Source organism: Cognatishimia activa (genome assembly GCF_001458335.1).
Classification (GTDB): Bacteria; Pseudomonadota; Alphaproteobacteria; order Rhodobacterales; family Rhodobacteraceae; genus Cognatishimia; species Cognatishimia activa.
Genome location: NZ_CYTO01000020.1, coordinates 159,909 through 172,601 on the forward strand (window position 1 = coordinate 159,909; position 12,693 = coordinate 172,601).

The window sequence follows — 12,693 nt, forward strand, 5'->3', positions numbered from 1 at the left end:
AAACCTAGGGCCTCCCCATGGCAAGCACCACACCAAAAATCGCATTCTTAAGGGGATTTCGCGACGGATCGCCTTTTTTCCTTGTGCTAGCCCCGTTTGCGGGCCTGTTTGGCGTGGTCGCCACAGAAGCAGGGTTGAACGTTTTTGAAACCTTGGTTTTCTCGATCGCTGTGATCGCCGGGACCGCGCAATTTGCGGCACTCCAACTGATGTCGGAAAATGCACCGACGGCCATCGTGATTGCATCCGCTTTGGCTGTGAACCTACGCATGGCTATGTATTCTGCAAGCCTAGCCCCGCATTTTGCCGGCGCTCCGCTTTGGCAAAAGGCCCTCGCCGCCTATGCGACGGTTGACCAGAGTGCGGCCTTGTCTTTGATCCTCTATGACCAAGAACCCGAGATGTCGCGCGCGTCAAAGATGGCTTATTTCTTTGGGGTCATTTCGGTTGCTATGCCCACTTGGTACTGCTTCACCCTGATTGGTGCTCTTGGCGGGAAGGCCGTTCCTGAAAGTTGGGCTTTAGACTTTGCGTTGCCCATCACCTTCTTGGCTATGATCGGCCCCATGTTGCGAACACCCGCCCATATGGCGGCAGCATTTGTTTCAGTCGTTGGCGCACTGGCCTTCGGCGGCATCCCTTTCAATATGGGGCTTTTGATAGCCGCGATATTGGCAATGCTTACCGGCGCCCAAGTGGAGCTTTGGCTTTCAAAGAAGGTGCAAGCTGATGGATAAGTTCACGGTCTGGACCGTCATTTTATCATTGGCATTCGGCAGCTTTGGCTTGCGTTTTCTGTTCATAGGATTGATCGGTGACCGCACCCTCCCCGACTGGGTGATGCGACACTTACGCTATACAGCGGTGGCGATTTTGCCGGGGCTAGTGATACCACTTGTTCTCTGGCCCGCTGGCACCGGCGGCGAACCAGAGCCAGCGCGTATGGCTGCGGCCTGTGTCACTTTCGCAGTGGGGTATTGGCGCAAGAGCGTGCTTCTGGCAGTGATCGCAGGGGCGATCACGCTTTATGGCGGATTGTACTTGTTAAATTAAATTAAGCGCCGTTTCTGCGCTTTTCATATTCAGGTACGAAGGCACGTAAGACACCCGTCTTATCCGCATCATCGTATTCGTAAAGCCGCTCAAAGGTTGCGCCTTTAGCTTTGAACGTCTCCATAAGACGCTTCGGATAGTAAGACGGTCGAACGTCCTCAAATCCCGGCAGCTTAGACAACAGTTGTGATGTCGACATGGCGCAGTGCGATTGACCCACCGCTGGGTGGCTCATGACCAATTGCAAAGCTTGCTCAGCCACCTCGGGAGAGACTTCGATGGTCTGGGTCACAACATGAAACGTTTCACGTGCGTGAAAGCGGGTGTATTGGTCGACCAAATAAGGGGTCATGCCATAAACCGTGTCATTTCGTGACACGATTTTTTCGTGACGGAAGCTGCCCGCGGGATCAAAGGCCACGCGCTGTGATCCGTTCACCAATATAGAGGTATGTGCACCAGCACCACTGCGGTTGGACAGCATGGTATAAAGCGTGATGCTTGGCGGCCCATCGTGGACATAGGCCGCCCGCGAAACCTCTTCCAAGCTCGCGCCACCGCGGTTAGGAACAGTACAAGCTGTAAGCGTGGCCGTCGCCGCAGCAAAAACAGCCGCCCTGACCAATAGCTTCATCATGGCAGCTCCTTTCGCGGCCTTCTTTAGCCGAAGAATGCCAATGCAAGAACAATCGCTGCGATTGAAACACCTGCCACATAGGTCGACACGCGAATGAACCCTGCAAAAGACTGTTCTTGAACGTCTGTGTTCATGGTGCCGTGTTCGTGTTCAGCCATATCGTTGTTCCTCTTAACTGGGATAAATCCTTGCTTAGGAGATGAATACTGCAATTGTATGAACCTGTCACCCACAAGCCCCGCGACAAAAAGCCGGGCGCAAAATCAGGTTCTCCCAAGCCTTAACCGTTTTCTTCTAGGTCCCGAGCCAGACGGAATCCGATGCGCGTTGGCTCTTCGGCTTCGACCTGTTTCGGCAGCGCGCGAAGCATCACGTTCAGCTGGCTGACGTGTTGCACCAACTGCGTCTTTGCCCCGTCTGTATCTGTGCCGTGGAAGGTCACCATGTCTGGGTCAAAAAAGCCCATACCCTCGATGCGTAGAACACCTGCGTCGCCACCGGTAAAACCCATGGCAATCTCGTGTTCATTATCAAGCTGCTGCTCAAAGTTCTGGATATAAAGGATCAACCGTTCATAGGCCCATTCAGCTGGGCTTTTCTGCTTTGCAGGCTTTTTTGCCACCGCTGTCGGCAGATCTTTTTTCCCACCTTTTGCGGCGTCCACTTCATAGCGACGTGGCAAAGCATCAGCTTCTACGGCCTCAGCAGAGGTTTTGATGTCGTCGTCCATTTCTCAATCCTTTATCTGCCAAAGCCAGGCACCATCGTCCCGGCGCCGCCGGGTGATTTCGCCAAGATGATACAGATGGTTGAGATGAGCAATCGCTTCTACAAGGGCCAGACCATATTCGCCTTTGCCAATCTTGCGTTTGAACAGCGGCGGAAAACACTCGCCTGCCGTTTTGGGTTCATCAAGATGGGCAATCAGACGCTCGAGTGCGCCATGGTGGTTATCGATGAGTTGGCGCATACGGGTCGGCAAACCGGTGAAAGGCAGCTTATGACCGCCCAAAACAAGATGGTCCGGACGCGCGAACTCCGCCAACCGTTCACATGCTTCCAGCCAATCTGCGACCGGATCGGCATCTGGTTCGGTTGCGTAGACACCGATGTTAGAGCTGATTGACGGCAGGATTTGGTCCCCAGCAATCACAAGATTGTCATCGCGGGACCAGAGGGTCAGGTGCTCTGGCGAGTGCCCATTGCCGATATGAACGTCCCAATCGCGCCCACCTGCGCGAATCACATCCCCCTGTTTAATACGCTTAAATCCAAGCGGCATGGGATGGACACCATCGGCGTAATTGAATGGCCGTGTGGCTTTGCGCTCTTCATAGATTTCCGGATCCATCCCGGCAGAGCGATAAAAAGCCAGTGACTCGGCGGTGGGGACTGCCTGTTCGTCAAGCAGCAACATCCGAGAGAACAACCACGCCGTGCGTGTTGTCCAGAGTTCCGCATCTTTTTCAGATTGGAACCACCCCGCCATGCCCACATGGTCGGGGTGATGATGGGTCACTATCACCCGACCCACGGGTTTCGCAGCCAATGCGCTCACCAGTAGGTCTTCCCAGATTTTCACCGATTTCCGGGTGAATAGCCCGGTGTCGACAATGGTCCAGCTGTCCCCATCGTCCAAGGCGTAAACATTCACATGATCCAGCGCCATCGGAAGCGGTAGGCGTATCCAAAACACGCCTTGCGCCACCTTGATCGCTTGACCTTGCTCCGGAGGAGTTTCCCAAGGATAGCGAATGCCGCTTAGTTCATTCATGCGGACAGATCGTCAATTCCAAGATCATAAAGCTCTTTTGCCCCTTGTGTTGCATGAGCCAGAAGGCCCGCATGCTCTGGCAATAGCCGTTTGATGTAGAACCTTGCAAGCTTGGTGCGAGGGCCTTCGCCATCTTCCGCACATGCAGCTTTTAGGTGGAAATGCGCGCCCAAAATGCGGGCAAAGCCATTCAGGAATGGCACACAACCAGCGAAGCGTTCATTCAGGTCGCCCTGCTTCACCATCCACTCGGTCGCTTCGCGCAGCGTTTCAGAGGCCTGCCAGACCATCTCCGCCATATTCGGGCGGGTGGCACGCGCACTCTCAGCGAAGTTCTCGATTTCTTCGATCAAGGCATAGGCCGCTTCGCCACCATCCATCAATTTACGTGCCACAAGGTCCATGGACTGGATGCCATTGGTGCCTTCATAGATCGATGTGATGCGCACATCGCGGGCATATTGGGCGGCGCCTGTTTCTTCGATAAAGCCCATGCCACCATGGACCTGAATGCCCAGATCGGCCACCTTGATACCCGTATCTGTGCCGAAGGCTTTGGCAATCGGCGTCAAAAACGCGGCGCGAGCTTTCCACGCCTTCTCGCCAGTCGCGTTGCCCATATCGATGGCCAATGCGCTTTCCAGCGCAATCGCGCGGGAGGCGAAGGTCTCGGCCTTCATGGTCGCCAACATACGACGCACATCAGCGTGATCCACAATGGTGCCGTTGCCCAGCGGCGTTGGACCTTGTTTGCGATCCAGCGCATAGGCCAACGCATGTTGATAGGCCGCTTCGGCCACGCCAACACCCTGCCCGCCCACATTCAGGCGCGCGTTATTCATCATGGTGAACATGCACTTCATGCCGTCATGTTCTTCGCCGACGAGCCAACCGGTAGCACCGTCATATTGCATGACTGCGGTTGGGGAGCCGTGGATCCCCATCTTGTGCTCAAGGCTTACGACCTTCAGGCTATTCGCGACACCCGGCTCGCCGTTTTCATCTGGAATGTTGCGGGGAACCACAAACAGGCTGATGCCTTTGGTGCCTTTGCCGCCGTCTGGCAAACGCGCCAGAACCAAATGCACCACGTTTTCGGCAAAATCAGAGTCGCCCCAAGTGATAAATATCTTCTGACCAGTGATCGCGTATGTGCCGTCATCGTTGCGTTCCGCTTTCGTTGACAGTGCGCCGACATCAGAGCCAGCCTGCGGCTCGGTCAGGTTCATGGTGCCGTTCCATGCGCCGGAATTGAGTTTTGGCAAGTAGGTCTGTTTGAGCTCTTCGGTGGCATGCGCCTCCAACGCTTCGATATGGCCTTGGGTCAGCAGCGGGTTGAGCTGTAAGGCCAAGTTCGCCGATGCCATCATCTCGTTGACTGCCATTGTCACCGTAAAGGGCAAACCCATCCCGCCAAATTCCGGATCCGCAGAGGTGGAAATCCAGCCACCATCGCCAATGGCTGAAAAGGCCTCGGCAAATCCCGGAGAGGACCGCACCTTTCCGTTTTCCAAGACGGCCGGGGTCAAATCGCCATTGCGCAGGGTCGGGTACAACACCTCTTCGCTCATCTTGCCCGCCTCGGTCAGGATCGCAGACACGGTGTCGCTATCAACGTCAGCGAATTTTTCAGTCTGACTGACCTGATCCAAGTTGATCAGCTGGCTAAAAATGAATTCGTAATCACCGGTAGGTGCGCGGTACGGCATGGGAAAGACCCTTAACTGGTTGGCTTTGTTTGGCGAGGCTAGTATGCAGCCAGACACAGCATAGAAACGGGCTTGTGCCCCCGATACACTAACGCAGCGTCAGAAAATGCATGACCTTACGACCGAAGTTCTGAATGCCGATCCCAAAGGTTTTCGCCGCGCCGCGGAAATCTGGCGCGAAGGCGGCTTGGTCGCGCTGCCGACAGAGACGGTCTACGGGCTTGGGGCAGATGCGCGAAATGATCTGGCGGTGGCACGGATTTTTGAAGCCAAAGGGCGTCCAAAATTTAACCCTTTGATTGTGCATGTGGCCGATGTTGCGCAAGCGCAGGCGCTGGTGGAATGGAACGATCTTGCAGATCGGTTGGCCAGCGCGTTTTGGCCCGGGCCGTTGACGTTGGTTTTGCCTTTGAAACCGGAATTTGGGCTTTCTCCACTTGTAACCGCTGACTTGCCAACGCTCGCTGTTCGAATGCCAGCACATCCCGTTGCACGCGATATCTTGCAAGCCTTCGGCGGCCCAATCGCCGCTCCTTCCGCCAACCCGTCCGGCAAAATCAGCCCGACAACCGCAGACCATGTGGTCGCAGGGCTGAACGGAAAGATCGAAGCGGTCGTGGATGGTGGCGCTTGTGAGGTTGGGTTGGAAAGCACCATTGTTGGCCTGTCTGATCAGCCGATGCTTCTGCGACCCGGAGGTTTACCCCACGAGGCGCTGGAAGCCGCACTTGGGGAAGCACTCGCGATTCATACGGCCGCAGATCCACTGGTCGCGCCGGGACAAATGACCTCTCATTATGCACCGGGTGCGCCGGTGCGTTTGAATGCATCACAAAAAGAACAGGGTGAGGTGATGCTGGGCTTTGGTGCGGTCGCGTGCGACCTCAATCTATCGGAGGCGGGTGACCTGCGAGAGGCCGCGGCAAACCTGTTTCATCATCTTCATAGGCTTGATGCGGCACAGGCAAAAGCCATCGCGGTTTCGCCCATTCCGAACCAAGGGCTTGGTGTGGCGATCAATGACCGGTTGAAACGCGCCGCCGCGCCGCGCGGTTAAGCCCGACCAGCGCTTGCCGATAAGGTAATCGGGTCAACGCCCAACGTATTCAGGGCCGCTTCCCATTTCTTGTCGTCTGCGAGGTCAAACACCAGCTCGAAACCAGCATCGCAGATCAGCCAGCCATTCTGAGCAATTTCACCTTCAAGCTGCCCCGGCCCCCAGCCGCTATACCCCAGGGCCATAAGCGCCTTGTCTGGCCCTGCACCTTGCGCCATTTCCTCAAGCACATCCTGCGTAGCCGTCATTGAAAAGAAATCATCCACCGGCAGCGTTGAGATTTGAGAGCGATATTCTGCAGAGTGCAGCACAAACCCGCGGCCTCCCTCTACAGGCCCACCAAAATGCAATGGAAGCGGTCGGCTTTTTGAACTTTCCTCAATTGAAAGCTGCTTAAGCAAATCGCTAAAGGTCATTTGACCCATTGTTTTGTTGACGATCAGACCCATTGCACCGTCGTCACTATGGGCACAAAGGTAGACCAATGAATGGGCAAATCGCGGATCCCCCATGCCAGGCATGGCAATTAGGATTTTGCCGGTCAGATCCAGTTTTTCTGAGGCGTCACTCAATCGATATGTCCTCTACTGCTTAATCATAATGTTAGACCCGCGCCGGCGTGACGCAAGGCCCAAGGACCGATTCAACGGCTGAAAGAGTGTGATATTTCTGCGTCCGACACATTTGCTCGCTGTAAAGTGAGTTGGCATTTACCAACCTATCGCGCATCTCTGGCTTATGAACACGACCAAACTGCCAAAAACGCTCGCATCCGCGCTTGCCCTGTCCACGCTTACTTTCGCGCCACAGTTGGCCCAATCGCAGTCCTATGACACGATTGCTGTTGAAGCAGACATCTTGCCCGGCTGGCGTGTGGTCGATGGCAATCATATGGCTGCGTTGCGTTTTCGCCTGAAAGACGGCTGGAAGACCTATTGGCGCTCGCCTGGCGATGGCGGCATTCCGCCTCGGTTTGACTGGAAAGGCTCTCGGAACGCGGGAAACATTGAAGCCATGTGGCCAACGCCCACGGTTTTTGATCAGGGCGGCATGCGGTCCCTTGGGTACAAAGACGAAGTGATTGTGCCCATTCTGGTGACCCCAAAACGTGCGGATAAGGATGTTGTCTTGAAAGGGCGTTTGGAGATTGGCGTTTGCGAAGAAATTTGCGTACCCGAAACGCTTAACGTCACCGCACGGCTGCCCGCTGAAGGACAAAAGATCGACCCAAGCATCTCTGTTGCCTTAGCGGATCAGCCTTATTCTGCTGAAGAAGCCGGGGTCCAGAAGGTGTCTTGTTCGATTGAACCAACCAGCGACGGTATGGCGATTTCTGCAGAGATTAAGATGCCATCCACTGGTGGACGGGAATATTCGGTCATTGAGACCGACAACCCGCTGCTATGGGTCGCAGAGGCCACCTCAACCCGCAAAGGCAACACGTTGCGTTTGCGTTCTGAGGTGATGCATGTGGAAGAACAAAGCTTTTTGCTAAATCGCTCTAGCCTGCGCTTCACGGTGATCGGAGGCAATTACGCCGTCGATATTCAGGGCTGCTCTGGCTAAGCCTGCGCGCGTCGACGCATCATCAAGACAACAGCACCAAAGGTGTAAGCCAAAAGCGCGAGCACCGCTGCGCCAGCGGCAAAAACGCCCATCGCTGGCCCAAAGCTCGTGATGTCTGCGAAGCTGTCGATGGATTGCAGGATCGGGTGCAGCGCTCCGTTTAGCAGTTGCCAGCCGAGGGTAAGCGCAAACCAAGCAAGGGTTAGCAGCGTGGTCGCGCCAAACAGCACACGCAACTCGCGTGCTCTGACAGCCCGACGATAGGACCGCACCATTTTGCCGATATCCTGCTGAGCAGCGAGCAATGCGGGGACGACCAGAAGCACCAAAAGCACGCCAAAACCTAATCCATAGACCAACGTGATCACCGTAGGTTTCAGGAACTGGGCTTGCGCGGATCGCTCAAACAAAAGCGGTGTTAGCCCAAGAACCGTTGTCATCGTCGTCAACAAAACGGGGCGCAGGCGCTCTGAAGTGCCTTCGATGATCGCCGGAATCATCCCGCGTTCTTTTGCGTATTCATCAATGGTTGTAACCAGCACGATTGAGTCATTGATAATGATCCCCGTCATGCCAAGGAGGCCAACAACTGAGAACATGGATAAAGGGACGTCATGGTAGTGATGACCCCAGATCGTTCCAACAAGGCCAAACGGAATAATGGCCATGACCACCATCGGACGGGACCAGCTGGCAAAGACCCAAGCGAGAACCAAGTAGATTCCCGCTAGGCACAAGATCAAGCCATTGCGCGCGTCATTCAGAAATTCATTTTCTTGTTCTGAAAGTCCGGCCAAACGCCACTCAACCTGATGAACTGACGCGATTTCTGGTAGGATCGTTTGTTCAAGCGCGTCTTCGATTTCTGCCGCTCGTACGGGGTCATCTTCCGATATATCGCCATTCACTGAAATCACACGAACACCGTTTTCGCGCCGTACGGTCGAGAAGCCCGTCTTGCGCTCCACACTTACAATGTCGGCAAGCGGCACATATTCTCCGCCCGGTGTTCTCATCATAATGCGTTCAAGGAAATCGGCGGTCAGCTCGCCTTCGGGCAACTCCACACGGATACTTGCGGTTCGCGGCCCTTCAGGGAAAGTGGCAGCCTCAAGCCCATTGAGACGGTTTCGAAGCACTCGGCCCAGCCCATCAATGGTAAAGCCCAGCGCCTGTCCCTGTGCGGTCAGGTCCAGCACGAGCTCTTCTTTGTCATAAGGCAAGGAATCTTCAACAGCCGAGACTTCTGGGAATGGCAGCAGCGCTTCTTTCAAGGACTCTGCTGCTGCTTTCAAAGTGTCATTATCTGCGCCGAAAAACTGTACGTCTAGCGCATCCCCACCTGGGCCAGAGCGCCAACCTCGAAAGCTGACCGTCTCTGCCAAAGGATGTTTCTGAACACGATCTTGCAAGTCAGCCACAAAGGCAAAGCTGGAATACGGGCGCAAATCGGCGTCGATCAATTCAATGGCGATGCCACCCAACTGATCGCCACTGCGATTCTCGGCGCCAGAAAGCCCGCGACCGGTATTGCCACCGATTTCTGCGATGACGAAATCCAACGGGTTGGTGCCGTGACGCTCTTCATATTCTGCACCCAACGCTTCGGTCGCCCGCTGAAGTTCTCGCATCATGGCTAGCGAGTCCGCACGTGTCGCATCAGCGGACATGATAAAGTTGCCTGAAACCGAACCCCGCTCTGGCGCATTAAAGAACCGCCATTGTACATCGCCTTTTGCAAACAATGCTGCTTGCGTGGACAACGCCAAAACAAGGGCCGCAAGGACCGGATAACGTGCCCAAATGACAAAACGCATGAAGTATTGAAACGGCACATCACGCACCCAGCGGAAACCACGGTTCACTTGGCGACTTGGCCAGTCATACCAGTGCTCTTTGGCGGTGTGGACCAAAGCATGGCTCATATGATGCGGCAGGATCAGGAAGCACTCGATCAAAGATGCCGTCAGCACCAAAATCACCGTTGTCGGAATATCAATGATGAGGTCACCAAACCGGCCACCAATGGCCGTAAGCCCAAAAAAAGCGATGATCGTGGTCAGCGTGGCCGAAAAGACTGGCAGAGCCATGCGTTTGGCCGCGTTCTCAGCGGCGACTTCTGGTGCTTCTCCAAATCGGCGTGCACGCATGTCCGCGTGTTCACCCACCACAATCGCATCGTCTACGACGATACCTAGGGTGATGATCAGCCCAAAGAGTGAGATCATATTGATCGTCACACCCGCCGCATACATCAGCGCAAGCGCTGCGCACATGGCGACTGGAATGCCAGCGGCCACCCAGAAGGCTGTTCGAGCGTTCAGGAAAAGGAACAGCAAGAGCACCACCAAGCCAAGCCCCATTAAGCCGTTATCAATGAGCAGATTGAGACGCCCACTGATCGCCTCGGCACGGGTACGGATCAGCTCGATACTCGCACCCTTCGGCAGTGTTGCTTGCAGCTCATCAGCGACGGTTTGGACCGAGGCTTGAATGCCAATGGCATCACCTTGCGCAGAACGATCAACCCGTACCGAAATTGCCGGGTCTTCCCCAACAAAATAGCTGCGGTTTCGATCGGAGCCTTCGACCACGATAGTTGCCACACCACCGACGGTTAAGGATGACCCGTCAACCTCCGTGCGCAAAACGATCTCTGCGATCTGTTCAGCGGTGCGTTTCGCAACGCCAGTGCGCACACGCGCATTTGCCCCTGTGATGTCACCTGCGGGATCTGCATCGGCCTCGGCGCCAATCGCAGCGGAAATTTCCGCCATCGTCAGATCAAATTGGATCAGATTGACCGATGGCACTTCAACAATCGTGCGCGGCGCGGCAATTCCGCGGATTGTCGACCGCGTGACTCCTTCTGCGAACAAGCGCGTGACAAATTCGTCGGCAAACCGCCCCAGTTGCTCGGGCGCAAGCGGACCGGTAATAACAACATCTGTGACCCGATCACGCCACGCGCCGCGGCGCACCCGCGGATCGTCCGCGTCTTCGGGCAGGGTCGAGATCGTATCCACCGCGTCTTGCACATCGTTCGCAGCACGCGCCATGTCCCATCCGGGTTCAAACTCCATCGATATTCGCGCGGATCCCTCAGATGAACGCGCATTGGTGGATTCGACACCTTCAACCGCAAGCAAAACCGGTTCCAGGACACCGACAATTGCATTGTCGACATCTTCCGCGCCGGCACCATCCCAGTTCACTGAAACGGACACGTTGTCGACAATCACATCTGGAAAGAACTGCGCCCGCATGTTCGGGACGGCGGCAAAACCTGCAATCAGCAGCAGCACCAAAAGTAAATTGGCCGCTGTTCCGTGACGGGTGAAGTAGGAAAGCAGCCCTTGCGCCGAAGGTGGAATACCACGCACCATCGCTTAGCTTCCCATCCGCGCTTCGATGCGGTTCACCATCTGTGCAGGCACTGCCGGTTGAGAGAGCTGCTCCAGTATGCGTTCCTTGCGGTCTGCAGGCATCCGGCGATTGCCTTCAACAAAAGCCAATAGCTTGGCGCGACGCTCCTCGCTCAGCTCCAGCATTTCCGGTTCTGCGGGCGATTCCGGCACTGCATCGCCTACCGGTTTCACTCTAATCCCAGCCCCCAACAGGGGCGTGAGTTGGGTCACAACCGACTTCCCGGCCAATTCTCGGCTCCCGGACACAAGCACCTTGTCGCCTTGGCGGCGCAGCAATGTGACTGGCAACGCCTCCAGTCGGTCTGCTTCCCCCACCACAAGGACTTGGTTTTGTGGATCCAACGCTGACGACGGTAGTTCAACAACATTCGTCAAAGGAGCCTCATCCACGAAGACGCTTACGAAGTCGCCGGGCTTTAGCCCGGGTGCGACATCAAGCGTTGCAAAGATCAAACGCCCTGTTTGACCTTCACCAACGGCGGCGCTGTCACGGCTCACTTGACCGCGTGCGATAAGCTCTAGGCCGGAAACGTTTAGAACGGCGGAGACATCGGACTGTCTTAGAGCACCTTCGGTGTTCAACATTCGCGCGTATTGGGCGGTGGAAACGCGGAAAGACACTTCTAAAGCCATAGGGTCAATCAACTGCGCGATACGTTCATTGGCAGATACCAATCCGCCCTCGACAACAGTTACGCCAGAAAGCGTGCCGTCGAACTCTGCAAGAATTTGGCGTTCCGAAAGATTGCGGGACGCCTCAATTTCCGCAATCTGCGCGCGTTCCACAGATGTCCCGGCTTGATTGACGCGCGCCTCCGCTTGCGCGACGGCGCGTCTGTTGCCCAATTCCTGTTGGCGCGCGTTGGAAAAGTTGAGTTCTGCGGTTTCAATTGCTGCTGCGGTGCCCACGCCACGGCTTTCCAAATCTCGCTGTCGCGTCAAAGCCCGCGCACGCAGGTCTTTCTGCTCGGTAGACGCAACCCATTCTTCGCGCGCCAGCTCCAAAGCGCGTTCCGCATCTTCGACCTCTGACAGAGCCGCCTTCAAATCCGCGCGGGCACGCGCCAAATCGTCCTCGGCATCCGCCGTATCGAGCTGGGCTAGTACCTGCCCTTTTTTGACCCGGCCACCGTCACGGAAGTTGTGATTGAGCTCCACCAAGGTTCCGCTAGAGGCGCTGCGAATATCCAAAGAGCGTTTGCTTTGTACTTCACCAAAAACAGCCAGTTTGGGTGCAATCGTTTGCAGCTCCGCTGTCTGGACATTGACAGTAAAGACCCGCTCACGCTGTTGCGGCGCACGTTGCTCGCGGCCAGCGCGCTCAGAAACCGCCTGCGAGAATACCTGTAGGGCAGCCGCCAGCAATCCAAGCGATACGGCGAGCAAGAAAAGCCCCGTCATACTTTGCCGCAAAAAACGCATTTAGGTTTCCTTCCGATACCGCGCACAACAAAGGTGATGTTTTTTCA

12 protein-coding genes are annotated in these 12,693 nt (G+C 55.7%); 4 read left to right on the forward strand and 8 right to left on the reverse strand.

Annotation, left to right across the window (positions count from 1 at the left end; genetic code table 11):
- Window positions 1-17: 17 nt before the first annotated feature.
- The gene (locus tag TA5113_RS10560; RefSeq protein ID WP_058315025.1) at window positions 18-737 is read left to right on the forward strand and encodes an AzlC family ABC transporter permease; all 720 of its coding nucleotides are present in this window, start codon (window positions 18-20) and stop codon (window positions 735-737) included.
- Entirely contained in the window at window positions 730-1,053 is a 324-nt protein-coding gene (locus TA5113_RS10565) for an AzlD domain-containing protein (RefSeq protein WP_306338405.1), read from the forward strand. The genes TA5113_RS10560 and TA5113_RS10565 overlap by 8 nt, the downstream gene beginning before the upstream one ends.
- Window position 1,054: 1 nt before the next feature.
- Here the strand turns inward: TA5113_RS10565 and TA5113_RS10570 are convergent, their stop codons facing one another.
- From TA5113_RS10570 to TA5113_RS10590, 5 genes are all read right to left on the reverse strand, one after another.
- A complete protein-coding gene (locus TA5113_RS10570) occupies window positions 1,055-1,690 on the reverse strand; it encodes a hypothetical protein (protein WP_245627155.1) in 636 nt (211 codons plus the stop codon).
- Window positions 1,691-1,713: 23 nt separating this feature from the next.
- Window positions 1,714-1,848: an aa3-type cytochrome c oxidase subunit IV gene (locus TA5113_RS10575; RefSeq protein WP_058315023.1), complete on the reverse strand. Its 135-nt coding sequence runs from the start codon at window positions 1,846-1,848 to the stop codon at window positions 1,714-1,716.
- 122 nt (window positions 1,849-1,970) lie between these two features.
- The gene (locus TA5113_RS10580) at window positions 1,971-2,420 is read right to left on the reverse strand and encodes a DUF6173 family protein (protein WP_058315022.1); all 450 of its coding nucleotides are present in this window, start codon (window positions 2,418-2,420) and stop codon (window positions 1,971-1,973) included.
- Window positions 2,421-2,423: 3 nt separating this feature from the next.
- Window positions 2,424-3,464 (reverse strand): MBL fold metallo-hydrolase, encoded by a 1,041-nt coding sequence (locus TA5113_RS10585; protein ID WP_058315021.1) that lies wholly within the window; start codon window positions 3,462-3,464, stop codon window positions 2,424-2,426.
- Window positions 3,461-5,173, reverse strand: a complete 1,713-nt coding sequence (locus TA5113_RS10590; RefSeq protein WP_058315020.1) for an acyl-CoA dehydrogenase — start codon at window positions 5,171-5,173, stop codon at window positions 3,461-3,463. Before TA5113_RS10590 ends, TA5113_RS10585 begins: the two co-directional genes overlap by 4 nt.
- 106 nt (window positions 5,174-5,279) lie before the next feature.
- On the opposite strand from TA5113_RS10590, the gene TA5113_RS10595 reads away from it, so the two are divergent.
- The gene (locus TA5113_RS10595; RefSeq protein WP_058315019.1) at window positions 5,280-6,230 is read left to right on the forward strand and encodes an L-threonylcarbamoyladenylate synthase; all 951 of its coding nucleotides are present in this window, start codon (window positions 5,280-5,282) and stop codon (window positions 6,228-6,230) included.
- Here the strand turns inward: TA5113_RS10595 and TA5113_RS10600 are convergent.
- A complete protein-coding gene (locus TA5113_RS10600) occupies window positions 6,227-6,802 on the reverse strand; it encodes a YqgE/AlgH family protein (protein WP_370736444.1) in 576 nt (191 codons plus the stop codon). The two genes, TA5113_RS10595 and TA5113_RS10600, sit on opposite strands and share 4 nt — an antisense overlap.
- A gap of 166 nt (window positions 6,803-6,968) precedes the next feature.
- Here TA5113_RS10600 and TA5113_RS10605 point away from each other — a divergent pair, with 166 nt between their 5' ends.
- On the forward strand, window positions 6,969-7,796 hold the full coding sequence (locus tag TA5113_RS10605) for a protein-disulfide reductase DsbD domain-containing protein (RefSeq protein ID WP_082625873.1): 828 nt from the start codon (window positions 6,969-6,971) through the stop codon (window positions 7,794-7,796).
- On the opposite strand, the gene TA5113_RS10610 is transcribed toward TA5113_RS10605, so the two are convergent.
- Both TA5113_RS10610 and TA5113_RS10615 read right to left on the reverse strand, forming a co-directional pair.
- Window positions 7,793-11,182: an efflux RND transporter permease subunit gene (locus TA5113_RS10610; RefSeq protein ID WP_058315018.1), complete on the reverse strand. Its 3,390-nt coding sequence runs from the start codon at window positions 11,180-11,182 to the stop codon at window positions 7,793-7,795. The two genes, TA5113_RS10605 and TA5113_RS10610, sit on opposite strands and share 4 nt — an antisense overlap.
- 3 nt (window positions 11,183-11,185) lie before the next feature.
- Window positions 11,186-12,646, reverse strand: a complete 1,461-nt coding sequence (locus TA5113_RS10615; RefSeq protein WP_058315017.1) for an efflux RND transporter periplasmic adaptor subunit — start codon at window positions 12,644-12,646, stop codon at window positions 11,186-11,188.
- Window positions 12,647-12,693: the final 47 nt, after the last annotated feature.

Bases quoted from the DNA above. Each gene is read 5' to 3' on its own strand.
- TA5113_RS10560 (WP_058315025.1), top strand. From the start codon at position 18: ATGGCAAGCACCACACCAAAAATCGCATTCTTAAGGGGATTTCGCGAC.
- TA5113_RS10565 (WP_306338405.1), top strand. From the start codon at position 730: ATGGATAAGTTCACGGTCTGGACCGTCATTTTATCATTGGCATTCGGC.
- TA5113_RS10570 (WP_245627155.1), bottom strand. From the start codon at position 1,690: ATGATGAAGCTATTGGTCAGGGCGGCTGTTTTTGCTGCGGCGACGGCC.
- TA5113_RS10575 (WP_058315023.1), bottom strand. From the start codon at position 1,848: ATGGCTGAACACGAACACGGCACCATGAACACAGACGTTCAAGAACAG.
- TA5113_RS10580 (WP_058315022.1), bottom strand. From the start codon at position 2,420: ATGGACGACGACATCAAAACCTCTGCTGAGGCCGTAGAAGCTGATGCT.
- TA5113_RS10585 (WP_058315021.1), bottom strand. From the start codon at position 3,464: ATGAATGAACTAAGCGGCATTCGCTATCCTTGGGAAACTCCTCCGGAG.
- TA5113_RS10590 (WP_058315020.1), bottom strand. From the start codon at position 5,173: ATGCCGTACCGCGCACCTACCGGTGATTACGAATTCATTTTTAGCCAG.
- TA5113_RS10595 (WP_058315019.1), top strand. From the start codon at position 5,280: ATGCATGACCTTACGACCGAAGTTCTGAATGCCGATCCCAAAGGTTTT.
- TA5113_RS10605 (WP_082625873.1), top strand. From the start codon at position 6,969: ATGAACACGACCAAACTGCCAAAAACGCTCGCATCCGCGCTTGCCCTG.
- TA5113_RS10610 (WP_058315018.1), bottom strand. From the start codon at position 11,182: ATGGTGCGTGGTATTCCACCTTCGGCGCAAGGGCTGCTTTCCTACTTC.
- TA5113_RS10615 (WP_058315017.1), bottom strand. From the start codon at position 12,646: ATGCGTTTTTTGCGGCAAAGTATGACGGGGCTTTTCTTGCTCGCCGTA.